Raw genomic sequence first — 23,321 nt, 5'->3', positions numbered from 1 at the left:
CGATAAAAAAACTTGAGGAGATGGAGATGCCGAACGATGGGCGCTGGGCGACGCAGCCTTACAGTGGATACGGGATCAACGAGGCTCTCCAGGAAGACACGGAGCTGACCCACGTCGGCCCGGGCACGCCCTGCGGCGAATACATGCGCCGCTTCTGGCAGCCGGTCGCCATGACTTCCCAGCTCGGCGATCTGCCCGTGGCGATCCGCATCCTCGGCGAGGATCTGGTGATCTTCCGCGACCGCAGCGGCGCCATCGGGTTGCTCCACAAGCACTGCGCCCACCGCGGCGCCTCCCTGGAATTCGGGCGCATCGAGGAGCACGGCATCCGCTGCTGCTATCACGGCTGGCACTTCGCGAACGACGGCACCGTCCTCGAGACGCCGGGCGAGCCGGAGGACAGCCCCATCCGCCACCGGGTCTGTCAGGGCGCCTATCCGGTGCGCGAGGTTAAGGGCCTGGTCTTCGCCTACATGGGCCCGCCGGAGGAGCAACCCGGCTTTCCCTACTACGACTCCATCGATCTGCCCGACCACGAACTGCTGCCCTATTCCATCCATTCGCCCTGCAACTGGCTGCAGGAGAGCGAGAACTCCATCGACCCCTTCCACAGCGTGTTTCTCCATGGCCGCAACGCCGGGCCGCAGTTCGCCGGCCTGGAGCACTTCGTGGAACTGCCGGTGGTGGCCTATCACAGCCGGCCAAACGGCTTCGTCTATTCCCACGCGCGGCGGATCGACGATCTGGTGATGATCCGCTTCCACGACCATGTGACCCCGAACATGGCCCAGAACGGGGCGATGTTTCAGAACCTGGCGAAGCCCAAGGCCTTCGGGCGGATGTCGCTCACCAAGTGGGTGGTGCCGGTGGACGACACCAACAGCCGCAAATTCGGCTGGCGGCATTTCAACGACAAGGACGAGGGGCTGCGCCAGGGCACGCCCGATGACGTCGGCTGGGAAAAGGTCGACTTCTACGGCCAGACGGCCCACCGCTCCTACGAGGAAATGCAGCGCAATCCCGGCGACTGGGAGGCCTGGTCGAGCCAGCGCCCGATTGCCGTGCACCAGCGCGAATACCTGGGAACCACGGACGAGGGCGTCGCCAAGCTGCGGAGCAAGCTGAAGCGCGACATCCGCGCCGTGGCCAAGGGCAAGGCCGTGCTGCGGCCGGAGGGGACGGCGGAGAAGCCGATCCACACCTATGCCGGCGACACCACGCTGCGCATCCCGAAGGACAACCGCGACGACAAGGCGCTGATGGACCGGGTGCAGCGGGAGGTCTATGAGATCTATCTCTCCGGCGATCCCTACTTCGGCGAAGACCGCAAAGAGTTCATCCAGCGGGAGATCGAGGGCCGCTTTCCAATGGCCTGAGGGAAGCCTGAGACAAGACCCCATGGACAGCCATCCGCCTGATAAGCCCGTGGAGGCCGGCTGGCACTTTGCGGCCAAGGCCGACGAGGTGGAGGACGACGTGCCGAGCCTGGTAAAGGTCGGTGATCGGCAGATCGCGCTCTGCCGGCTCGGCGAGGACTTCTACGCCATCGACAACATCTGCACCCACGAATACGCCTGCTTCACCGACGGCTTCATCGAAGGCGAGGAGGTGGAGTGCCCCCTGCACCAGGCCCGCTTCCACATCCCCACCGGCAAGGCCATGGGGGCCCCGGCCACCGAAGACCTGCGGACCTATGACGTCAGGCGCGAGGGCGAGGCGGTCTACGTCAGGGTCGACGACGAAGAGGGTGGTCCCGGCTAGCGCCGCCCTGCGTGGATTGCACGGACCTATTCCAGGTTGGCGCCGACGTAGTCGTCGAGGATCTCGATGAAGCGTCTGCCGGCCAGGGGCAGCGGCTTCTGTGCCGAATAGAGCAGCATCAGCTCGATGGAGATGGCGGGCTCGAAGGGCCGCACGGCGATGCCGGCGCGGCGGTCGATGGAGGGGAAGGTCGGGCCGATGACCGAAACCCCCAGGCCCGCGGCCACCAGCCCGCAGATGGTCTCCGTGGTGCGCGCCTCGATCTGCATGTTCCGGTAGATCTCGGCATTGAGGAAGGCCTCGTCGACCATCTGGCGGAACACCGAACTGGCCTTGAAGGTGATGAAGGGCTCGCCCTCCAGGTCGGATGCCTTGATCTCTCTCTTCTTCGCCAGCTTGTGGCCCTCGGGCAGGATGCAGACTGCTTCGCCATGGATCACCGGCCGTGTCTCGATGGCCGGGTTGTCGATCGGCAGGGTCGAGAGGCCGATGTCGCATTCCTGGGAAACGATCCACTCGAAGACCCGCTGCGAGGGCTGCACTTCGATGGAGATGGCAATCTCCGGATACGCCTTGGCGAAGCGCGCCACCAGGTCAACCATGAGATTGGGCGCCAGGCTGGGGATGGTGATCAGGCGGATCTGGCCCCGGCGATAGTCCTTGATGGCGTCGGCCGCCTTGACCAGCCGGTCCAGGCCGACGAAGGAGCGCTCGACTTCGTCATAGAAGGCCCGCCCCTCCACCGTCGGGATGAGCTGTCGGTTGTTCCGGGTGAACAGCTTGAAGCCGACTTCGTACTCCAGATAGGAGATCATCCGGCTGACGGCCGGTTGGGAGACGTCGAGCATCTTCGCCGCCTGGGTCACCGTGCCGGTCACCATGACAGCCCTGAATCCTTCGATCTGACGTAGCGTGATCATGAGAGCGTCCTGCTGTTGCTGTCCCCAAGGTACATAACATCAAATGATGTGAACCAGAAGGATCGTTGCTCGCTCTGATGTGAAACTTGCATGTAGGTTGGCTGCACGGTCGGCTTCTGCCCGACTTTTTTGGACCTGAAACGAGAGAGGCCCGATGCTTCACCATCTGCGCCGCGGGTCGGGGCCGCCGCTGGTCTTTCAGCACGGCTTTCTGGGCAGCGGCGCCTGTTTCCAGCCGCAGCTCGCGTTCTTCGCGCGGCAGCATGACGTCATTGCGCCGGACCTGCCCGGCTTCGCGGGCAGCGCGGAGCAGCCCTATCCCGGCTCCGTCGAGGGCCTTGCCGAGGCCTTGATCGGCCTTCTGGACTCCCTGGGGGTCGACCGCTTCTGCCTGGTCGGCCATTCGCTGGGCGGCCTGGTGGCGCTGCAGACCGCCCTCGATCACGGGGCGAGGGTCGAGCGCCTGGTGCTCTATGGCACTTCCTGCCGCGGCGCCATGCCGAACCGCCATGAGAGCTTCGCGGAGACGGCCGCGCGCTTGGAGGACGAGGGTGTGGAACCGACGGCGGCGCGGATCGCCAAGACCTGGTTCGCCGAGGGCGAGAAGGCGGCCGCCTATCGGGACTGCCTGGAGATCGCCTGCGCGACGCCGAAGGAAACCTGCATCGCCTGCCTGGAGTCCCTGCCGCGGTGGGACGTCGCCGGCCGCCTCTCGGAACTGCGCATGCCGACCCTGGTCATCCGCGGAGAGCGCGACCGTTCCTACAGCCGCGCCGAGGCCCTGGCACTCCAGCGCGGCATCGCGGGGGCCCGGCTCTGGGAAGTTCCGGACTGCGCCCACTGCCTCCACCTGGAGGCGCCGGAGGCCTTCAACCGGGCGCTCCAGGCGTTTCTGTCCGAATAGGCGGAGCGATGAACGGACGGCGGGAGCGCCGCCGGTTCAGCTTTCCCGCATGCCGCGGTTCAGGATCCGCGCGATGGGCGCGATGAGGTAGTCGAGCGCCGTGCGCTCGCCGGTGCGGATAAAGACCTCGGCGCCCATACCGGCCTGCAGGACCGCGCCGCGCTCTTCGATGGACGCGGGGTCGAGCTGGACCCGGGCCTGATAGAAGGCCGCGCCGGACTGCCGGTCCACCAGACGGTCGGCGGAGACGAAGATCACCCGCCCTTCGATGGGCAGGCGGCTGCGGCGGCTGAGAGAGGTGAGCTGCACGTGGGCCGGCATGCCCGCGCGGACCTCGTCAATGTCGGAGGGGTCCACCGAAGCTTCCACCACCAGCTCGTCGCTGCTCGGCACCACATCCAGCAGGCGCTGGCCCGGGCCGACCACCCCGTCGAGGGTATGGACTTGCAGATCCACGACGATCCCGTCGATGGGCGAGACGACTCGCGTGCGCCTCAACACGTCTTCCGCTGAAATGATCTTCTGTTCGAGCGCGTAGATCTCCGATTGCTCGGCGCGCAGCCGGTCGACGACCGAGGTCTTGGTGGTGGCGCGCAGCTCGCTCATCTCCAGCCGCGCGGCGATGATGCTCTGCCGGGCCTGGGCGATCCGCGCCCTTAGCGCCGACAACTCGCCTTCGATCTCCGCAAGCCGGCGCTGCAGCGCCAACATCCGCGGCTTGGGCACCAGGCCCTTGTCGAACAGGGTGCCGACTTCGGACAGCTCCTCGCGAAGCAGGTCCCGTTGGGTGTCGGAGGCCGCGATCTGGCCTTCGAGACCGCCGATCTCTTCCCGCGACTGCGCCACCCGCTGCTCGAGCAGCGAGAGGCGGTCCTGCAGCAGCTTGCGCCGGCTCTCGAAGACGCTTTGCTGACCGGCGACCGCCGAGCGGGCGGCCGGGTCGGGATCGTCCAGCAGATCTGCGGGAAAGGCGATCGCCTCTGCGGCGTCGCGTTCGGCAATCAGCCGTGCCAGGGTGGCGCGGGCTTCGAAGAGTTGGGATCGGAGCTGGTTGAGAGTGGCCGCGGGCTGCACGTCGCTCAATTCGATCAGCGCCTGTCCCCGGGTCACACGGTCGCCGTCGGCCACCAGGATCTTTTCGACGATGCCCCCTTCGAGATGCTGGATCGACTTGCGATAGCTGTCGACGCTGACGACCCCGGCGGCGACCACCGCACTCTCGATCGGGGCGGCCCGCGACCAGAGGGCAAAGATGCCGAAGGTGGCGGCCAGGATCGCGAAACCCGCGGCGATCAGGTGGAGCGGAAAGGGCCGGTCGTAGGCGTCGGCGCCACCGGAAGATCCCGGCGCGGCACCTTCGGGCGGCACTGCGGGATCATCGGAGAGCAAGGGCGTTTTCTGGTCGTCCGTCGGCATGGCTTAGGCGACCTTCTTTCTGCGCGTCCGTTTGGAGCGGCCGAGCTGGGCGATCTCTTCAGCGTCCTCGACGAGCTTGACCCTTGCGTCGGCGAACAGGAGAACCTTGTCCGCGATACGCCCCGAGGCCCGCGTCAGGGCGGTAAAGATGACGATGGTGCCGCGCTCGCTCAGCGTCTTGATGGCGCGGCCCAGGGCGCGGCGGGCTTCGCGGTCGAGGTTGGCTTCCGGCTCGTCGAGGACGACGAGGTCGGGGGCGCCGTAAAACGCCCGCGCCAGCGCCACGGCCTTGCGCTCGCTGCCGGAGAGGATCTGTGTGCTGTCGTCGATTTCCGTGTCGTAACCCTTGGCGAGTTTCAGAATTTTGTCGTGAATGTTCGCCAGGCGCGCGGCCTCGACCACCTGCTCGAAATCGCCGTCGCCCATGCGCGCGATGTTCTCGCGCACGCTGCCGCGGAACAGCACGACTTCTTGCGGCAGATAGCCCACGGATTGGGCCAGTTCGTGCGCCTGCAGCCGGGTGATGTCGACCTCTCCCAGGCGGATCGCCCCGAAGCGCGGCCGCATCACGCCGGTGACCAGGCGCGAGAAGGTGGTTTTTCCCGAGGCCGAGGGCCCGATCACGGATACGATCTGGCCGGGCATGATGGTGAGGGTGATGCGCCCGAAGACGCTGCGCCGGTGATAGGGATAACGATGCCCGACATCGTCGAACTGCAGCATCTTCGGCGCGTCGTCGGCCTGCATGGAGGGCTTGTCGACGGTGAGCTGTTCCATCGCGTCCTTGATCCGGCGATAGGCGAGCCTTGCGCCGACCAGGTTGCGCCAGCGCAGCATCGCCCGTTCCACCATCGAATAGGCCGAGCGGCTGAGAATGCTGGCGGCGATGATGGCGCCCACGGTGAGCTCCCCGCCGATCACCAGCCAGACCCCGACGCTGAGCCCGATGATCCGAAGGGCGCGGCGGCAGAAGCGCATCGCCGCCATGGTGGAGATGGCGTTGGAGCGCGAGCGATAGCTCTCGTCGTGGCGGGTGGTCGCATCGCGCTCCCAACGTTCGGCCAGGTTGCCGGCCATGCTGAGGGACCCGATGGTCTCGGCATTGCGCTCCGCCGCGGCGATCCACTCGCTCTCGCCTTCCCGCGCCCGGCTGACCGCATCGCGGGGATCCCGAGTCAGGGTTTCGTGCAGGAACCCAAAGGCAAGCAGGAAGGCCAGAGCCACAGCCAGCACGATCCCCAGATAGGGATGGACAAGCGCAACCACGAGCACGAAGACCGGCGCCCAGATGACGTCCAGCCAGGCGGTGACGGCGGAACTTCCGACAAAGGAGCGAAGCGTCGCCAGGTCCTTGAGGGACTTGCTCGGCGTTGCCGCCCGGCCCCGGGTCTCCCCCAGCATGCCGGCGTGAAACAGGGACCGCCCGAGGCGGCGCTCGATCCAGGCCCCCCAGCGCACGAACATGCGCTGCCGGACTATATCGAGAAGCAGCCCGGCCCCGGCGACGCAGAGTGTGATCGAGGCAAGCATGATCAGAGTGACCATGCTTCGGCTGGAAATAACGCGGTCGAGGATCTGCAAAACGAACAGGGGTACCGCAAGCCTTGCAATATTGACGAAGATGCTGAACAGAAAAATCGAAATAAGGCCGGACCAAGATTCCCGCCACATCGCACGTATCGCGCCGAGGCGCGCAGGCGTGGCTCCGACCTTGGAATACTTCATTTCATCTCTCGTCGGCCCGTCTTCCGGAGGGCGCCGTTATACTACACGACATCAGGGCGGTCTTCAGCCTTTCAATGGTGACGGGGGCAGGTGGGCGCAAGGATGGAGCGGCGTTTGCGGATGGGCGTGAAGGCCGCGGGCTAGGCGCCCTCCACCTCGTCGATCTCGGGGTCGTCGTCGTCCACCTGCGGAAAGGCAGACCATCGTGTCCGGTGGACGCTGTAGGACTGGTCGTATCCCAGGTTCATCACCCTTTCGCGTCCGAACCGCATGATGTGCGCAAGCGGCTTGGTCAGCATCGGCTCGCCGAACTGGATCGGCGGTGCGACCGGCAGAACCGGATCGAAGAGCACGCCCTGCTGCAGATCGGCGGGGTGGTACACGGGCACGTCGATGGCCCGCGCGGCCTCCCGCATCGCCAGGGGCGAGCGGCAGATCTGCCCGCTGACCGCCAGCACCCGGTGCCCCAGGGCGCGCAGTTTCTCCACCCCGCGCTGTGCTCCCATCGCATCGTATGCCGCGAAGACGACACCGTCGATCATGCGGCGAATGCGCGAGGACTGGAGCAGGTCCGCGGTCTCGGCCTGTTCGAGCCCGTCCGCGAACTCGGTCACGGCGTGCGAGCAGTTCGCCCGCGAAGCCTGGCCGATCAGGGTCATGGCCGCTTCTTCCAGGTCTTCGGTGTCGACCTTGTAGGTGCTGGCGAAGCCGGCATCGGTAAAGTCGTAGACCACATCGGCGCCCAGGTCGCGATAGTGCCAGAGGTCGCCGCCGGCGCCGGTGCCTGTTACCTTGATTCCGGCAACCCTCATGCCCTTTGTCTTCATGCCGCGGATGATCGAGGCCGCCGAATAGGTCTTCCCGGCGTTCATCCCGGTGCCCGCGACCACCACGGTTCTGATGGAGCGCGCCGCACCGCTCAGGCGAATGGCATAGTCGGTCAGGTTGATGCGCCGCCCGCGCGCGTCGCCGATCAGCCCGACCGGCACGATCCAGGTCGGCGGCACCATACGCTCGTGATGACAAACCTCCTTGGCGGCGATCCCACCGGCGGCCACCAGGTCGCAACCGCCGAGGTCCTCGCCGACCAGCGCCTCGAACTGGTCCGAAGCGTAGCGGTTTCCGTAGGCGACGATGATCTCATCCCCCGGCAGCAGGCGCGCGCGCCGGCCCGATCGCAACTCAAGACGTCGATGCTTGCCGAGCTCGTGTACGGTTGCCAGAACGATGTCGCCGGGGGCGGGCCGAATGTTCCCGCTCAGAACCGTCTGCATGTCTTTGGTCGGGACTCGGCGCGTCGAGAAGGCCTTCTTTGCCCTCAGTACCCGGCGTCTGTCGAGAATGCCAATCGCCACCCTGTTTCCCCCAAGACGCCAGTCGGTTGTCTGTTTGATTCAAGCAACCGAACGGGTTCCCAATGGGCACAAACTTCCTAACTCAAGCGATGGGATAATCGCTTGGAGCACCACCGATTCGTGTGTCCGTGCCCGCATTTTCGGGCAGCTAAGTTTGGAGGATAGCAAGACTTTATGACGCAAACGCTATCATGGAGCGCGAACTATCGTCAACCGAAGGTCGACGTTCAATGCCCCTTCGGCGGCACCAGTTCCGGATCGAGTCAACGAGCGATGGTGGCGTGCAGTCGAGACCAGCAGAGGATCGAAGAACGGCATAGCGCATAGGTTTTCTTGATACTGTGCGACGATTTCGAACACTGACATGCGTTGGAGTGGTCCGGACAGATCGCTCCAATCATCCGGCGAAGGCTTCCTGTCTCAATGTGATCGTTTTGTGACCATACATGGCTTCACTTTGTGTTATCGAACGGTGGGTTTGTGTCATAAGCGAAGAGGAAACTTCGATATTAAATTCGGAGTAGATGTTCGAACATGACGGAATTATGAAGCTCTCTAATTGCACCATCTTTAATTCAACCACATGGTTCCCATTGGATACTGCAGTGATCGAAAGTTTGACCAAACTTGCCCGATCAATTGAAACGTTGAACGCAGTTCGATAGGCTGACTGCACGATGCTGGTCGGCCCGCTTGCAGTTTCTCCGGCGATGGGCCGCATCCGTTATTGGCGTCAGATACCTCAAGGCCAGTTGTAAGGTTCAGTGCCTGACAGGACTCGCGCGCGCCCCGGGATGGGACGCCTGCGTATCCGGACCTGACGGGAGGCGCCTTCGCAGGGGCGAGGGCCAAGGTCGAGAGCGGGAAGGGGCCTCTGTGGTCTGGCCTGCGGAGATGGGGGACCCTGATCGTGGCTGCAGAACACACGGGTGCCGGCGAACAGGAGCAACGCCAGGAAAAGGACGGCGTGGTGTTCGTGCCCCGTTACACCGCATCGGCCCGCAAGATCCCGAAGACACCGGCAGCCGCCGGTCAGGACCACGGCGCCAAGCTGCTCGCCGCATCGTTCCTTTGGGGCAGCAATGCCCATCACAGCGACACGGTGATCGTGCAGGATGTGGATCTTGGAGCGCTGGCCGCGCAAGGCAGCGCCAGCATCGGTGCCGAATTCGTCTCGCACTACATCGCGCGCTTCAACGCTATCGACACTGCCCATCCGGAGCTCGGCAGCGCGCAACCGGAATGCGCCCTGGAACCGGGTTTCGTTGAGCGCCTGCGCTCCAAGGAGGGCGTGACCTTTTCCGAGCTTCTGTTCCGGGCGATCCAGACGATCGAAGCCGCCAGTCTGCGGGCGATGCGCCGCCTTCATGGTGTCAGCTATGGCGAAATCGTCGGCGGCCCGGAACCTGAGCAGGCCACCTTCGTGTGGAGCTGCTGCGAGCCGGAGGTTTCGCGCCGTGCCGCGCAGGTCGGCCTTCTCGGCGTCACGGAGCTGCTTCCCGACGAGCTGACCTGGCCCTCTGCCGCTGCGCAGGAGGGCTTCGATCCCGCCCTCGCCAGAGCCTTGAAGGCGGCCCGGCGCCATCGGCCCCTGCCGCCGGCCGCCATTCTGCTGGATGCGGCCAGGAGACGGGGCATCCCCTGGGAGAAGATCGGCGGCAACGTCATCCGCCTGGGCCAGGGCCGGTTCCAGCACCGCATCTGGTCGACCGTAACTTCGCGGACGTCGCGCGTTGCCGACCGGCTTTCCCAGGACAAGGTGGCCACGCACCGCGTGCTCGACGACATCGGCTTGCCGGTGCCACGCCAGATCTTCGTCGCCAATGCCCGCGAGGCGAGAGCCGCGGCGGAGGAAATCGGCTACCCGGTCGTGGTGAAGCCCCTGGGTGGCAACACCGGCAAAGGGGTGAGCGCCAACCTGAAGGGCCGCAAGGAGATCGCCCCTGCATTCAGGCGGGCACGGGAGGTCGGCCGAGAGGTCGTCGTGGAGAGCTTCATCGAGGGCCGGGATCACAGGCTGCTCGTTGTCGGCGGGCAGGTGATCGCGGCGGCCATCCGCGTGCCGCCCAGTGTCACCGGAGACGGCAAGCGTACCATTGGGGAACTGATCGACGATCTCAATGCCGATCCCCTGCGCGACAACTTCCGGCGTGCGCGGATAAAGCTCGATCACGAGCTTGACCGTCTGCTGGACCTGGCCGGCCGTAAACTGGCAAGCGTGCTGCCGGACGGCGAGTCGTTCCAGCTCCGCTCGACCGCGAATGTTTCGACCGGGGGGTTCACCAAGGACGTGACCGATGCGCTGCACCCCGACAACAGGGAGATGGCGATCCGGGCGGCGGAGGCGGTGGGCCTCGATGTGGCCGGGGTGGACTTTCTGACCACCGACATCACCCGTTCCTACCGGGAGGTCGGCGGCGGCATCGTTGAGGTCAACTCCCGCCCCGGACTGCGGCCGCATATCTGGCCGCTGGAGGGGACACCGCGGGATGTCGGCAGCGCGGTCATCGAAACGATGTTCCCGCCGGACAGTCAGGGGCGTGTTCCCGTTGCCGTCGTCACCGGCGCGGCGGCCCAGGCTGCGGGCGTGGCGGCGCGGACGGCGGCGCTTCTGCGCTTTGCCGGAAAGACCCCAGCAATGGTGTCCGGCGACGAAGCGGTCGGGTCGCACGCGGGCAAGGACGACGGGGGCGCGCGTGAGCGCATCCGCCGGCGCCTCAGCGACCCGCGTCTCGAAGCCATGCTGCGGGTCGCAGCCCTTGGCGACATTGCCCAATGCGGCCTCTTGATCGATCGCTGCGAAACCGTCGCGATCCTCGGGGCCCTGGGTGGCGCGGTTGAGAGACGGGGACTGGAGGTTCTGCGGCGGGCGACCAGGGGCCGGGTGGTGGTTGCCGCGGGCGCGGGCCTGCCGGCCGATAGCCTGCCGCCGCCCGGCAGTGCGCAACTCCTGCTCGTCGCTGCCGGCAAAAGCGATGACCTGCTGAAGGCGCACCTGGCCGCCAGCGGTGCTGCGGTCGTCGCCGAAAGCGGTGCGGAGGGAATTGCGATATCCTTCGTCAACCTGCCGTCGGTAGCTGGCGGTGGACTACTAACCGTCGCGAGCCTGCCCCCGGAGGCACCGCTGGATCTGGTCGAAGCGGAACTGTTCGCCGCGGCACTGGCCTTCAGTCTTGGCCTCTCGCCGGAGGAACTGCGGCGCGCCCTGTCGGAAGAACCGCCGCCGTCAGCGACGAATGCGCCCTTGAGCGATGGTAAAGGCTGAAACGGCGGTGCCATCTCCCATGACCAAGGGCCGCGTTTACGTCTGGGAGCATAACGAGACCGAATTCACCGGCGGCCGCGTCAGATTGCGGGTCGTGCCGCTTGCCCATTTGGATGCGGCGCCGCGTGGCGACGCAGGGCTGAGCGGGCGCTTCGTCGAGGTGGTCAACGGCGGGTGGATCGTGGCACCCGGTGGGCGCAAGGGCGTCGCCCATTGCACGGCCATCGGGAACGCTGCTCCCGACGGCAAGGGCAATTTCGTCTGGGAACCGGCGGCCGGCGGCGGGCGCCGCAGGAAAAACGGGGCCGTCGCCGTGGTCGACCCCGCGGCCAGCATCTCGGCCAGCCACTTCGGTGAGGTGAACGCCTACTATCACATCACGCTGATGGCGGAACGGATCGATGCCCTGCTGCAGCGTCTCGGGGCCAAGCCCCTGCCCCGGGTTCGGGCCGTTGTGAATGCCTACAGGGTTGCCAACGGCGGCGCCGAGGGACGTGAGATCGCCCGCGATGCCGACGGCACGCCCTGGGAACCGCTGCGCAACAGCCGCTATCTCTGTCACGGAGCGCCCGTTGCGCAGGAGGACGGCCGGCTGTCGGCGCGTTGTTCGGGCGAGATCCTGCTTGGGCCGGGATCGAGGATGACCAAGGAGGGCTGGCTGCCCCGCCTGGCCGGCACCCGCTATCGCTGCAACGCGGCCCACATCGCCGGACATCTCTACCGTCAATACGGCTTTCACCTGTCACGCTATACCGCCGACTTCATGGCCAACGCTTTGGAGCCCATCTCGCGGGAAACAAACAGCAAGACGGCAACCGCCTCCGCGCTCAGCGACTACTGGGCGGCCTCGATGCTGGATACGCCCCATGTCTGGTGCTGGCATCACCGCCACGACGATCACATGGTCCATCCCCGCAGCCTCGCGGCAAAGATGACCATGGCCGATCTCCATGCCGTGACAAAGCCGACGCGTCGGGACTCGGCGACCGTGCTCGCCGCCGCCCTTTGGGATCTCCGCGGCCTGCTCGCCGCTCAGGGCGATGCGGACAGCGATCTGCTGGTGCTCGCCGCCCTTCGCGCAGTCGGCCGGCTGTGGGACGATCCCTATCGGCCCGATGCGGCGAAGACGCGCAAGCTTAGAGACGGCTTTCCGGTCTTTGCCGCCTGCCTGCTGCACGCCGACGGCCAGGTCTTCGGCGGAAAGTACGCGAACTGCATCAAGACGGCCCTGCTATCGCGGGGCATCGACTTCGCCGAAGAGGCCCTGCAGCGCCTCTCCGCGCCGGGCCCGTCTTTGCGTCGCGGGCCGCCGGTCAGCCGGCCGGAGCTTGAGCGGCACACCGCAAAGATCCGTGCGCGCTTTCCCGAAGCGATCATTCCCGCCGATCAGGACCTCGTTGCGCCCGGCGACCTGGAGCGGCAGCTGGCTGCGCGCAGCGATGCCTGCTACGACCTGGTGGCGGTCGGCGATGTGATGACGGGCATGCGCATGCGCCACCGGATCCGCCGCTTCGGCCCCGGCTACGTCTGCGCCTGGGTGCAGCCGATCCTCGACCGCGCCGCTGTGGTTGTCGGTAATCTCGAGGGGCCTTTTGCCGGCAAGGCGGAGCAGGAGGACACAACACGCAACTTCTCCTACAAGGTTGATCCACGCAGTGCCGTGACCCTGCGCCGCGCCGGCTTTCAGGCCATGACTATCGCCAACAACCACATTATGGATTGCGGGCGCGAGGGCGTGCGCGAGACCCTGGCGACCCTGGCCGAACAGGATATCGCGGTGATCGGCGGCGGCCCCAACGAGGCGACGGCCCACCAGCCCGCCATCTTCGAAACCCGCGGCGGGCGCCTCGGGCTTCTCGGATACTACTGGAACCGCCGGACCTCGGCCCGCGGGAAGCTGCCCGGCAGTGCGCGCGATCTGCCCGATCTGGTGGAGCGCGACATCGGCCTGCTGAAGCGCCATGTCGACCGGGTCGCCGTGACCGTTCATTGGGGCGTGCCCTACGAGCGCCAGCCGCTGGAGGAGGACCGCCGGAAGGCGCGGTACTTCATCGAATGCGGGGCGGATCTGGTCGTCGGCCATCACCCGCACATCATCCAGCCCTTCGAGTTCCACCGCGAGCGCCCGATCTTCTACAGCGTCGGCAACTTCGCCTTCGGTTCGGGAAACAGCCGCGCTGAATCCCTTATGGTCTGCGTGCGCTTCGCCGAAGAAGAGATGACGGTAGAGGTCTATCCGATCTACGTTCAGAACCGTGATCCGCGCCTCGACTACCAGCCCAAGGTGCTGCAGGGCCGGGCGGCGGAAGAGACGCTTTCACGGCTTGCCGCCATTTCGGGCCACGACGGCGAGAGGCTCGATCTCCGGGGCTGCTATGCGCGGCTGCAGACCTCGCTGACTTCGCCGGCGCGGGGACAGTGAGCCACTTCAAGTCAGCACGGCGAAATCATCCTCGGCGGTGAGCGCCAGATCCTCCACTGAAACCGTCGACACCTCGGCCCGCCGCGGCCCGGTGGCCACCAGCAACAGCATCGCCTCGACCCTGCGTGCCGGCCCGGAGAGGCGAACCGCCACGGAACCGTCGTCGAGGTTCCTGACGTGTCCGGCCAGCGCCCTTTCCTTAGCGTGCCGGGCGACCCACCTGCGGTAGCCGACCTTCTGCACCTTGCCTTCGACCTTCAGCGAGACCGTCAGGCGTTTGTCGCGCACACGCGCGGTGCGCGCGAAGCCGGCGCGGGCAAAGCCGATATCCAGTTCCCCCCATTCATCCAGATAGGCCGCCCAGACGCGCGCAGCGACCCCGGGATCCACCTGGGTGTGGAGCTTGGCCATCCAGCGCGTGTTGCCCTCCAGGAGCATCGGCCCCCCGGGCGATATCACCGCGTCCCAGCCGACGGTCATCGGATGGCCGATGGACTCGTGGCAGCGGGTGCACATCTGAAAGACGCTCTCCAGCCCCGGCAGGGGGTAGTCCTCGAAGGGAATTCCGGAGGTCGGGTGGCGGGTGAAGGTGGCTTCGGCCTTGTTGACGGCGGTGCCGAACAGACAGCCGCGATTGATGTCGACGCCACAGAACAAGCCGCCCGAGGAGGCGTTGTCGACGACCATGGTCTCGGCGCCGAGGCGCAGCGTCGCGCCCATGACATGGGCGGACCCTCTGCGGTCCAGGTAGGTGAGGCAGCGGATGGTGTTGAGCGATGAGGCATTGAGGGCGGAAAGGGCATCGACCTGGCCCGCCACCTCCTGCAGCAGGTAGTCTTGCGTCGAGCTGCGAAAGATCTCCGCCAGGGTCACCGGATCGCTGTCGGAAAGCGTGCCGTCGGCGAAGGTGACCTGGTTCCCGCGGATCAGAAAGGCGCCCCTGCCGCCGCCGCCGATCCTGTATTTGGCAAAGTAGGTGCCCGCGGCAATCTCACCGATCGCATCGCTGAGCGGCATCTGCGCGTTGTCGCTGATACGCAGGGCGCGGGTGCCATCCACTTTCCAGACGGCCTTCGGGCTGCCGTAGCCGATCTTGGTGATCACGGCATCGAAGATCAGCTTGTCGTCGTAGACGATCTTGCCGATCTGCGGCCCGTCGAAGTGATAGAGGTTCAGTTCGCGAAAGAACGTCCCGAACTTTCTGCGGATCTTTTGATCGTTCGACGCGATCGGACCCCAAAACGACGGAAAGCACGACCGAATGTGCTGGCGCGCCTGGGCGAAGATCTTCTCCGAGTGTTGGGCAAGGGGCGACTTGACCGGCTGGTCCGCGCCCGACCGGCAGGGGGCGGGCGATGCCGCAGCCTGGGTTTCCAGGTCCCGCAGTTCGCTGAGCAGCCGCAGATGGCCCGAAGGTCCCAGCGCCTCTCGCATTCACCGGGTCTCCATCAGGGCGGCGGATGCCGCAGCCGGGAGGGAGGAGCCTGGCAGTATCCCATGGGCGCCGGCCGCCGCTGTAACGCGGATAGCCGGCGCAGGACGGAATCCGCTGTCCGAGCGAGCCTGGGTCCTCGCTGCCAGGATCTTGGTCAGCAGCCCGCGGATCTTCTTGGTCGAAACGCGGCGGTCCTTCTCGTCGGCATCGACCAGATGGACGATCACCAGGTTGCGCTCAGGCATGACGAAGAGGCGTTGCCCCCGGGCCCCGACCGCGGCGAAGCCGTCCTCGCCGACCCACCACATGAAACCGTAGCCGGCATGGAAGCCCTTGCGGCCGGTATCGACATGCGCCTGGGTGCTCTGGTCGATCCACGCGGCCGGGACGATCTGGCGGCCCTGCCAAACACCCTTGCGGAGATAGAGCAGGCCGATGCGGGCCAGATCGAGGGGGCTCATGCGAAAGCGATAGGCCGGGTGAACCGAATACTTGTCCTCAAAATAAGAAGTGTCCTCGGCCATGTGGTGCTGCATCTGCAGCGGCGCGGCGATCTCTTCCCTGAAGGCCTCGAAGATGCCTTTGCCGCTTGCACGCTCGTAGATCGTGCCCAGCGCGTTGAAGTCCCAGTTGTTGTAGAACCAGAAGCTCCCCGGGGGGTGACTCTCCCGCGCCGGGCGCTTGCGGCGCATGCCTTTGGACTCGAAATTGGCCGGATGATAGACGCCTGAGCGCGCTGTCAGCAGGTCGAACACCGTCGCCTGACGCTCGGCGGGCGTCAGCGGCGGTTCATCGTCGATGCCGAGCTCTTCGAGGGTAGCCGAGAGTTTGATCCGCCCATCGGCGACCAACTGGCCGAACAGCATGCTGAGATAGCTCTTGCGCATCGAGCGGTTCTGGTAGCGCTTGTCCAGCTCGCCCCAGGCATCGACGATCACGCCGTTCTCGACGATCACCACGGCGCTGGTGCCCAGACTCCGGGAATGGTCTCGTGCGTCTGCGAGCTTCGCCGAGGACCAGCCGATTGTCTCGGGCCGCTCCGCCCGATGCCACTGCTCGCCCGGATAGTAGGTTCGTGTACTTTCGTAGGCGGCGAGGGGAACGACATCGGCGGTCGTCCGCGCTTCGGCCCGGAGCCGGCTGTCGTCCGGGAACCATGAAATCCCAGCAGCCAGCAGGCCAGCCGAAAGGATTACGGCCACCAGGGCGACCGCGGCCCATCGCCGGGTCCGTGACAGCGCTGTTACAGCTTTCCGGTTTCGGTGCTTGAACGCCATCTTCCCGTGTGCCGCTCCGGGATCTCCTGCAGCAGGGCCCGCCGGGTTGAGACCGAGCCCCCCTTTCCAGGTAAGATGCGCGCGATCCGTTCGTTTGTCCACGGCGGCCTGAGACGCCCTGAGAAGACCGCCGACCCGGCTGGCAAATCGAATGTTGGATGGTGTTGACCCATCTCAAAGCCACGCTGCCGATCAAGCGCTAATCTCGGCACTAAACACAGTTGTCACAAGACACAACTGGGGCAAATCACAATCGGGGAAGGTCATGCGAACCGACGACGACAGGCGCGTTGCCAAGGACTCCGTGCTTCTGGCGAGTTTGCCCGAAGACCTTGTCGAAACCATCCTTTCACACACCGAGACGCGGACCTTCAGCCGCGGCACGACGATTTTCCTGCAGGGCGAGCCGGCGGAGCATGTCTACATCGTCCTCGAAGGCTGGATAAAGCTGTTCCGGATATCGCAAAACGGGGCTGAAGCGGTGGTGGGCGTCTTCACCAAGGGCCGCAGCTTCGGCGAGGCGGCGGCCTTTCAGAACGACGTCTATCCGGTGGCGGCGGAGGCGGTCACCGACTGCCGGGTGATGCCGGTGCGATCCGGGTTGATCCTCGGACTGATGAACTCGCGTCCCGAGCTCTGCACGGCCATGCTCGCCTCGACCTTCAAGCATCTCCATGCACTGGTCGCCCAGATCGAACAGCTCAAGGGCCATACCGGCGCGCAACGGGTGGCCGAGTTCCTGCTGGAGCTCTGCCCGGTGGCCGACGGCGCCTGTGCGGTTACCCTGCCCTACGACAAGGTGCTGATTGCCGGGCGGTTGGGCATGAAGCCCGAGAGTCTCTCCCGCTCCTTCGCCCGCCTGCGCGAGCTGGGGGTCAAGGTGAGCCAGAACCATGCGATGATTTCCGACGTGGCGGAGTTGCGCGACTACGTGGACGAGGACCGCTCTGCGATCTGGAGCCGGGCCCAGTGAGTGGCCGGCTCAAAACGCTGCTTGCGGCCATCGACGCGGCCAATGCCGCCGATCCGACCCTGGAAAGCGATGGCGACGCCGAACGGCCGGCAGCCCTGCTCTACGGCCAACGGATGTCGGCGGAACTAGGCCGGGTCTTCCCGGACGCCTCCGACCACCTGAAGATCGCCGCCAGGGGCCAGCACATTGAACGCTGGAAGGTCCCGCGCGCTTCCTATCCCGAGGGTCGCGCAGGCTATCTGACGTGGCGCAGGGATCAGGGGAAGGCCCATGGGGAGCGGGTTGCGGCGCTGATGGCCGAAGCCGGCTACACCGAGGATGACTGCGGGCGGGTGGCGCAATTGCTGCGCAAGGAGGGTATCAAGCGCGACGAAGAGGTGCAGGCCCTCGAGGACGTCATCTGCCTGGTCTTCCTGCGCTGGTACTTCGCCGACTTCGCCGCGGGGCGGGACCCGGAGCATGTTTTCCGCATCGTCGCCAAGACCGCCCGCAAGATGTCGCCGGAAGGCCGCGCCCGGGTCGCCGCCGAGTTCGACCTGCCGGGAGAGCTGGTGCCCGCCCTGGCGGTTTGAGAGCCCGCCTGTTCAAGCCCCGACGAGCTGGCGGTAGATGTCCGGCAGGGCAGCGGTCAGCCGGTCGGGGTGGGGAATAACGGCATAGCCGCCACGCCCGAAAATCCGCGCGAACCAGGATTTGCCCTTGGCGTCGATGGTGACGCCGAAGACCGACTGGCCGGCGCGGCGGGCCTCGCGGATCGCCATGCGGCTGTCCTCGATGCCGTGGCGGCCTTCGTAGTGATCCAGATCGTTAGGCTTGCCGTCGGTGATGACCAGCAGCAGGCGGCGCTGTTGCGCGCGCGCGGCAAGGTCCCGCGACACGTGGCGGATGGCCGCGCCGAGGCGGGTGTAGAAGCCGGGGCGCAGGCCGGCGATCCGCGCCTCGACCGGGGCGCCCATGGGTTCGTCGAAAGCCTTGCAGCGCAGCAGGTAGACGCGGTCGCGGCGCAGCGAGGAAAAGGCGTGGATCGCACAGTCGTCGCCGCAGGCATCCAACCCCCAGGCCAGAGCCGTCAGGGCCTCGCGCTCGATGTCGATGACGGCGCGCCCGGTCACCGCGCTCTCAGTCGAGCGTGAGGCGTCGAGCAGGATGGAGACGGCGAGATCGCGCGCCTGGGAGCGCGCGGCGCGCCAGATGCGGTTGGCGCCGCGTCCGGTCGCGCGTAGCTCGACGCGGGAGCGGACGGTGGCCTCTAGGTCCAAATCGTCGCCGTCGGGCTGCCCCGGCAGCACGATGCGGCGCGGCTGCAGGGCCTCGAACTGCCGTTTGACCGCCCGGATGCGCCGCCGCGCGCGCATGTCGGGCGCGGCCGCCGCAGAATCTCCGGCCGGCGGCGCCTCGCTGGCTAGCACGCGGCAGTGATCGGGCAGGTAGCTGCCGCTGCGGCCGTCCCATTCCGGATAGAGGTGAACGCCGGAGAGCCGTTCGCGGTTGACGTCTTCCGGCGCCAGGTCGAGGTGCAGCTTCAGGCGGGTCGCCGGAGCCTTGGAGACCTGGCCGAGGGCGATTTCGTCCTGATCGTCGGCGGCTTTTTTGGCGCTGTCCGGATCGTCGTCGTCGACCCGGCGGTTGAGATTGAGGAACTCGGCCCAGGAGAGCACCGCCTCGAAGCGGTGGAGGATCAGGCTGTCGCGGCGCTCGGCCTGTTCGGCCTTCTGCCGGCGCGCGCGATGGACGCTGTCGCTGCCGTCCTGGGGCGGACCGGCGGTTTCGGGGGGCTCGAAGGCCGTGGCCTCACTGCGTGACAGCGCGCGCAGGTCCGGCCAGAGCGGCACCGGCTGGAACGGGCGGTATCCGCGGGGCGCTTTCAAGTCCTCCAGGTCAGGATCCGCCTGATCGAGGCGATCGATCAGGCTGGCCGCCAGAGGGTCGGGGGCTGTCTCGTCGCCAAGGACTGCGAGAACCGTCCGTTCCACCGCCGCTTCCCAGCGCGGCAGGTCCGGTGCCCGGCGCACCGCCCGGCAGGCCTGGGCGAGGCCGGCGTAGAGTCCCTTCAGGCCCGGACAGGCCTCCAGCGTATGGCGGGTCATCCGGCGGGCGGCCGCCAGGGCCCGCAGGTCGGCCCGCAGGGGATCGTCCTCGACGATCAGGTCCGGCGCATGGGCCGCCGCAGCGGTCAGCCAGAAATAGAGCGATCCGTTGACGGAGCGATCCGGGAACGCGGCGATGCGTGCGGGCAGGCGTAAGGCCTCCCGGTCGAAGGACGCCTTCAGGACCTGTTCTTCGCTGGTTCCCAGCCAACGCCGCCAGGACAGGCGGTGGCGGCTGGTCTCCGACACGGCGGGCTTGATCTCGACCGCGTGGCTGCCCCCGAGGGCGCGATAGAAGACTGCGAGGCGCGCGGCGATCCCGTCCAGATCGACGGCGCAGTCCTCATAGGCCTCGGGGGCGTCAAGGCGGCTGGCAAGGGCGTGCCACAGCTTGCCGACGGTTTCTTCCGGCTCCCAGGGCTCGAGGCCGTCGCGGGACATGGGGGACGGACCCTATCCGAAGACGGCGGTGACCAGATCGAACAGCCCGGCTTTCACGTCTTCATCGTCGGTGAGGGGTTCGATCATGGCGGCCCGGATCGCCCGCTCCACTGGCATGCCCTGGTGGATCATGGTCGCGCAGTAGACCAGCAGCCGGGTCGAGACGCCTTCCTCCAGATCCTGGCCCTTGAGCCCGCGCAGCTTGCCGGCCAGGCGCACCAGGGGCGCCACCTTTTGCGCCGGCAGACCGCTTTCCACAGCAACGATTTCCGTTTCCTGCTCGGGGCTCGGAAAGTCGAACTCGATGGCCAGGAAGCGTTGCCGGGTCGAGGGCTTCAGGGTCTTCAGGATGTTCTGATAGCCGGGGTTGTAGGAGGCGACGAGCATGAAGCCGTGCGCGGCCTGCAGCTCCTCCCCGGTGCGGTCGATGGGCAGGATGCGCCGGTCGTCGGTCAAGGGGTGGAGCACCACGGTTACGTCCTTGCGGGCCTCCACCACCTCGTCGAGATAGCAGATTGCGCCCTCGCGCACCGCGCGGGTCAGCGGACCGTCGACCCAGACGGTCTCGCCGCCCTTCAGCAGGTAGCGGCCGATCAGGTCGGCGGCCGAGAGATCGTCGTGACAGGCGACGGTATAAAGAGGCCGGCCCAGCCGCGCTGCCATGTGGGCGACGAAGCGGGTCTTGCCGCAGCCGGTGGGGCCTTTGAGCAGCAGGGGCAGCCCGTTGGCCTGAGCCGCGGCGAAGACCTCGCACTCGTCGCCTTGGGGAAAGTAGAAGGGGGCCGCAGCCCCCTCCATTGCCCCTTCCATTGGCTCCGGGGCGCGCATGGCCGTCACTCTGCGGCGACCTGCTGGCTACGCCCGGGCTCGATGATCTCCTTGCGCGGCACCAGCACCGCGTAGATGAAGAGCACCGCCCCGATCACCACGGCTACGCCGGCGCCGAAGCGCATGACGTAGAAGATGTGGACCTGATCCTGCACGTCCATGAAGTTCTCGCCGAGGACTCTTTGCAGGTGGGTTTGAATGATCCCGGCAAAGGTGAGCACGAAGGTCATGAAGGTCATGCCGCCGGCCATCAGCCAGAAGGAGGCCATGTTCAGGACCTGGTTGTAGGGATCGCGGTTCTTCAGGATCGGGAAGGCATAGGTGAAGATCGCCAGGTTCAGCGAGACATAGGCACCGAAGAAGGCGAGGTGGCCATGGGCCGCGGTGATCTGGGTGCCATGGGTGAAGTAGTTGATGCCGTGCAGGGTGTGCATGAAACCCCAGACGCCGGCACCGAAGAAGGCGAGGGTCGCGCAGCCCAGCGACCACAGCAGTGCCGCCTTGTTGGGATGGTCGCGCCGCCCCTTCCAGACCATCACGAAGGCGAAGGCCATCATGCCGAAGAAGGGGATCACCTCCAGCGAGGAGAAGATCGAGCCGATCCACTGCCAATAGGCTGGTGTGCCGATCCAGTAGTAGTGGTGCCCGGTGCCCAGGATGCCGGTGATCAGCGAGGTGGCGACGATGATGTAGAGCCACTTCTCGACGATCTCCCGGTCGACGCCGGTCAGCTTTAGCATCAGGAAGGCGAGGATCGAGGCCATGATCAGCTCCCAGACGCCCTCCACCCAGAGATGGACCACGTACCACCAGTACTGCTTGTCGAGACTGAGGTTCGACGGGTTGTAGAAAGCGAAGAGGAACAGCAGCGCCAGGCCCCAGAGCCCGATCAGCAGCACGTTGGTGATCGCCGTCTTGCGGCCCTGCAGCACCGTCATGGTGATGTTGTAGAGGAAGATCAGCGCCGCCACGACGATGCCGATCTTGACCCAGAGGGGCTGTTCCAGGAACTCCCGCCCCTCCTTGCCCAGCAGGATGTTGCCCTCGAAGAGATTGAAGACGTAGGTGACCACCACGCCGAGGGTGCCGAGCACGAGAATGGCGAGCTGGAGGTAGGCCAGCATCGGCGAGTGGATCTCGCGCTCCGACTCTTCGGGGATCAGGAAGTAGGCCGCGCCCATGAAGCCGAGGATCAGCCAGACCACGAGGCTGTTGGTGTGCAGCATGCGCACGATGTTGAAGGGCAGCAGCTCGCTGAGGGTGTTCGGCGCCACATAGATCCAGCCGGCGAGCAGCCCGCCCAGCACCTGGATGGCGAAGAGTGCCATGGCGACGATGAAATAGATCTGCGCGATCTTCTGGGTTTCGTACTTCATCTCCAGGCCCTCCTCAGCCCGCGTCGTTCGGCGGCCAGTCCTGGGTGCGGATCTTGTTGGTCCACAGCAGGAACTCGGTGAGGTCGCGGATTTCTTGGTCGGTCAGGTTGAACTGCGGCATCTGCCGGCGTCCTTCGATGCCGGTGGGCTGGGACTCCATCCAGACCTTCATCACCTCGAAGGCGGCCTCCGGGTCGTCGGCCACGCCCCAGCGGGCCATGACGTTGCCGACCTCCGGCGCGAAGTAGGCCCCTTCGCCCAGAATGGTGTGGCAGTTGATGCAGGCCTTGTGTTCCCAGACGCGCTTGCCGCGCGCGACGCTCTCCGTCAGCCCCGCCTTGTCGGTCGACACGTTCACGATGTAGCTGTGGCTGTGTATCGACAGGCCGACGAAGATGACGATGAAAAACAACGACCCGCCATAAAAGACGTTGCGGGCCATGGATTTCGTCATGACTTCGCGCATAGCGCTCTCCTACCGGGAGTGGTGTTCGGTAGGAGGGAGAATGGCCGCAGTGCTGCGCCGGGGCCTTAACGAAAGTCAAGCAACGGCGCAGCCTTTGCCGGTCCGGCTGGGGCCGGTCAGCCGGCCCGCGGGATCATTGGAATCCCTTGAGGTAGGCGATCACGTCGGCGCGGTCCTGCTCCTTGCGCAGGCCGGCGAAGCTCATTTTGGTGCCGGGAAGATACTTCTTGGGCTTCTCGAGATAGGCGGCCAGCTCGGTCTCATCCCAGACAAAGCCCTCGGCCTTCTTGGCCAGAAAGGCCTTGGAGTACTTGAAACCCTCGACCGAGGCGATCTCGGCACCGAGGAATCCGTTCAGGTGCGGACCGACCTTGTTTTTCGCGCCCTCGCCCACGGCGTGGCAGGCCTTGCATTTCCGGAAGACCTTCTCGCCCTTGGCGGCATCCCCCTCGGCCAAGGCCGGGGCCGCGAGGCAGGCCAGCAGGGCGGCGAGCAGCGTGGATCGAAAGGCTCTCATAGTGTGTTCCCCCTCTAAGGTTCCGTGATTATAGCAGCGCTTCGAGTGTCGCGTCCGGGTAACCAGCCAGGACCGCCGCGATGGCCGCCTGGTCCATCAGGCAAAAGGCCGTCGACAGGCCGTCGGCAAGGGCCGCGCGGCCGGCCGCGACCG

18 protein-coding genes are annotated in these 23,321 nt (G+C 66.2%); 7 read left to right on the top strand and 11 right to left on the bottom strand.

Annotation, left to right across the window (positions count from 1 at the left end):
• Positions 1-26: 26 nt before the first annotated feature.
• Positions 27-1,376, top strand: a complete 1,350-nt coding sequence (locus Q0996_RS05150; RefSeq protein ID WP_299616669.1) for an aromatic ring-hydroxylating dioxygenase subunit alpha — start codon at positions 27-29, stop codon at positions 1,374-1,376.
• Positions 1,377-1,398: 22 nt separating this feature from the next.
• A complete protein-coding gene (locus Q0996_RS05145) occupies positions 1,399-1,761 on the top strand; it encodes a non-heme iron oxygenase ferredoxin subunit (protein ID WP_299616668.1) in 363 nt (120 codons plus the stop codon).
• A gap of 26 nt (positions 1,762-1,787) precedes the next feature.
• Here Q0996_RS05145 and Q0996_RS05140 read toward each other — a convergent pair whose 3' ends face one another.
• A complete protein-coding gene (locus tag Q0996_RS05140; protein WP_299616667.1) occupies positions 1,788-2,681 on the bottom strand; it encodes a LysR substrate-binding domain-containing protein in 894 nt (297 codons plus the stop codon).
• 154 nt (positions 2,682-2,835) lie between these two features.
• On the opposite strand from Q0996_RS05140, the gene Q0996_RS05135 reads away from it, so the two are divergent.
• Positions 2,836-3,585: an alpha/beta fold hydrolase gene (locus tag Q0996_RS05135; RefSeq protein ID WP_299616666.1), complete on the top strand. Its 750-nt coding sequence runs from the start codon at positions 2,836-2,838 to the stop codon at positions 3,583-3,585.
• A 36-nt stretch (positions 3,586-3,621) separates the two neighbouring features.
• On the opposite strand, the gene Q0996_RS05130 is transcribed toward Q0996_RS05135, so the two are convergent.
• The 3 genes from Q0996_RS05130 to Q0996_RS05120 form a co-directional block, all read right to left on the bottom strand.
• Complete coding sequence (locus tag Q0996_RS05130; RefSeq protein ID WP_299616665.1) at positions 3,622-5,001, bottom strand: HlyD family type I secretion periplasmic adaptor subunit; 1,380 nt, start codon at positions 4,999-5,001, stop codon at positions 3,622-3,624.
• Positions 5,002-5,004: 3 nt separating this feature from the next.
• Complete coding sequence (locus Q0996_RS05125) at positions 5,005-6,672, bottom strand: type I secretion system permease/ATPase (protein ID WP_299616664.1); 1,668 nt, start codon at positions 6,670-6,672, stop codon at positions 5,005-5,007.
• Between the two features lie 194 nt (positions 6,673-6,866).
• Positions 6,867-8,000, bottom strand: a complete 1,134-nt coding sequence (locus Q0996_RS05120) for a hypothetical protein (protein ID WP_299616663.1) — start codon at positions 7,998-8,000, stop codon at positions 6,867-6,869.
• 991 nt (positions 8,001-8,991) lie between these two features.
• Here Q0996_RS05120 and Q0996_RS05115 point away from each other — a divergent pair.
• Both Q0996_RS05115 and Q0996_RS05110 read left to right on the top strand, forming a co-directional pair.
• A complete protein-coding gene (locus Q0996_RS05115) occupies positions 8,992-11,346 on the top strand; it encodes an ATP-grasp domain-containing protein (RefSeq protein ID WP_299616662.1) in 2,355 nt (784 codons plus the stop codon).
• A 19-nt stretch (positions 11,347-11,365) separates the two neighbouring features.
• On the top strand, positions 11,366-13,768 hold the full coding sequence (locus tag Q0996_RS05110; RefSeq protein ID WP_299616661.1) for a CapA family protein: 2,403 nt from the start codon (positions 11,366-11,368) through the stop codon (positions 13,766-13,768).
• A gap of 6 nt (positions 13,769-13,774) precedes the next feature.
• Here the strand turns inward: Q0996_RS05110 and Q0996_RS05105 are convergent, their stop codons facing one another.
• Together Q0996_RS05105 and Q0996_RS05100 are read right to left on the bottom strand one after the other, a co-directional pair.
• Complete coding sequence (locus Q0996_RS05105; RefSeq protein WP_299616660.1) at positions 13,775-15,202, bottom strand: sugar-transfer associated ATP-grasp domain-containing protein; 1,428 nt, start codon at positions 15,200-15,202, stop codon at positions 13,775-13,777.
• The gene (locus Q0996_RS05100) at positions 15,203-16,405 is read right to left on the bottom strand and encodes a serine hydrolase (RefSeq protein WP_299616659.1); all 1,203 of its coding nucleotides are present in this window, start codon (positions 16,403-16,405) and stop codon (positions 15,203-15,205) included. It lies immediately after the preceding gene.
• 340 nt (positions 16,406-16,745) lie between these two features.
• Here Q0996_RS05100 and Q0996_RS05095 point away from each other — a divergent pair, with 340 nt between their 5' ends.
• Positions 16,746-17,453, top strand: coding sequence for a Crp/Fnr family transcriptional regulator (locus tag Q0996_RS05095; RefSeq protein WP_299616658.1), 708 nt, complete (start codon positions 16,746-16,748; stop codon positions 17,451-17,453).
• Entirely contained in the window at positions 17,450-18,025 is a 576-nt protein-coding gene (locus Q0996_RS05090) for a DUF4202 domain-containing protein (protein ID WP_299616656.1), read from the top strand. The genes Q0996_RS05095 and Q0996_RS05090 overlap by 4 nt, the downstream gene beginning before the upstream one ends.
• Positions 18,026-18,037: 12 nt before the next feature.
• On the opposite strand, the gene Q0996_RS05085 is transcribed toward Q0996_RS05090, so the two are convergent.
• From Q0996_RS05085 to Q0996_RS05065, 5 genes are all read right to left on the bottom strand, one after another.
• Positions 18,038-19,981, bottom strand: coding sequence for a nitric oxide reductase activation protein NorD (locus tag Q0996_RS05085; RefSeq protein WP_299616655.1), 1,944 nt, complete (start codon positions 19,979-19,981; stop codon positions 18,038-18,040).
• Positions 19,982-19,993: 12 nt separating this feature from the next.
• Positions 19,994-20,779 carry a CbbQ/NirQ/NorQ/GpvN family protein gene (locus tag Q0996_RS05080; protein WP_299616654.1) on the bottom strand — a complete coding sequence of 262 codons (786 nt, stop codon included), beginning with the start codon at positions 20,777-20,779 and terminating at the stop codon, positions 19,994-19,996.
• A gap of 35 nt (positions 20,780-20,814) precedes the next feature.
• Positions 20,815-22,185, bottom strand: coding sequence for a cbb3-type cytochrome c oxidase subunit I (locus Q0996_RS05075; protein WP_299616653.1), 1,371 nt, complete (start codon positions 22,183-22,185; stop codon positions 20,815-20,817).
• A 13-nt stretch (positions 22,186-22,198) separates the two neighbouring features.
• Positions 22,199-22,651, bottom strand: coding sequence for a cytochrome c (locus Q0996_RS05070; RefSeq protein ID WP_299616652.1), 453 nt, complete (start codon positions 22,649-22,651; stop codon positions 22,199-22,201).
• Positions 22,652-22,784: 133 nt separating this feature from the next.
• Positions 22,785-23,168, bottom strand: coding sequence for a cytochrome c family protein (locus tag Q0996_RS05065; protein ID WP_299616651.1), 384 nt, complete (start codon positions 23,166-23,168; stop codon positions 22,785-22,787).
• Positions 23,169-23,321: the final 153 nt, after the last annotated feature.

Source organism: Pelagibius sp. (genome assembly GCF_028289705.1).
Classification (GTDB): domain Bacteria; phylum Pseudomonadota; class Alphaproteobacteria; order Kiloniellales; family Kiloniellaceae; genus Pelagibius.
This window is presented reverse-complemented; position numbering and strand designations above follow the sequence as displayed.

Coding starts and splice junctions, on each gene's coding strand:
- Q0996_RS05085 (WP_299616655.1), bottom strand. CDS start 19,981: ATGTCCCGCGACGGCCTCGAGCCCTGGGAGCCGGAAGAAACCGTCGGC.
- Q0996_RS05145 (WP_299616668.1), top strand. CDS start 1,399: ATGGACAGCCATCCGCCTGATAAGCCCGTGGAGGCCGGCTGGCACTTT.
- Q0996_RS05135 (WP_299616666.1), top strand. CDS start 2,836: ATGCTTCACCATCTGCGCCGCGGGTCGGGGCCGCCGCTGGTCTTTCAG.
- Q0996_RS05065 (WP_299616651.1), bottom strand. CDS start 23,168: ATGAGAGCCTTTCGATCCACGCTGCTCGCCGCCCTGCTGGCCTGCCTC.
- Q0996_RS05075 (WP_299616653.1), bottom strand. CDS start 22,185: ATGAAGTACGAAACCCAGAAGATCGCGCAGATCTATTTCATCGTCGCC.
- Q0996_RS05105 (WP_299616660.1), bottom strand. CDS start 15,202: ATGCGAGAGGCGCTGGGACCTTCGGGCCATCTGCGGCTGCTCAGCGAA.
- Q0996_RS05110 (WP_299616661.1), top strand. CDS start 11,366: ATGACCAAGGGCCGCGTTTACGTCTGGGAGCATAACGAGACCGAATTC.
- Q0996_RS05125 (WP_299616664.1), bottom strand. CDS start 6,672: ATGTGGCGGGAATCTTGGTCCGGCCTTATTTCGATTTTTCTGTTCAGC.
- Q0996_RS05140 (WP_299616667.1), bottom strand. CDS start 2,681: ATGATCACGCTACGTCAGATCGAAGGATTCAGGGCTGTCATGGTGACC.
- Q0996_RS05095 (WP_299616658.1), top strand. CDS start 16,746: ATGCGAACCGACGACGACAGGCGCGTTGCCAAGGACTCCGTGCTTCTG.
- Q0996_RS05070 (WP_299616652.1), bottom strand. CDS start 22,651: ATGCGCGAAGTCATGACGAAATCCATGGCCCGCAACGTCTTTTATGGC.
- Q0996_RS05150 (WP_299616669.1), top strand. CDS start 27: ATGCCGAACGATGGGCGCTGGGCGACGCAGCCTTACAGTGGATACGGG.
- Q0996_RS05080 (WP_299616654.1), bottom strand. CDS start 20,779: ATGGAGGGGGCTGCGGCCCCCTTCTACTTTCCCCAAGGCGACGAGTGC.
- Q0996_RS05130 (WP_299616665.1), bottom strand. CDS start 5,001: ATGCCGACGGACGACCAGAAAACGCCCTTGCTCTCCGATGATCCCGCA.
- Q0996_RS05120 (WP_299616663.1), bottom strand. CDS start 8,000: ATGCAGACGGTTCTGAGCGGGAACATTCGGCCCGCCCCCGGCGACATC.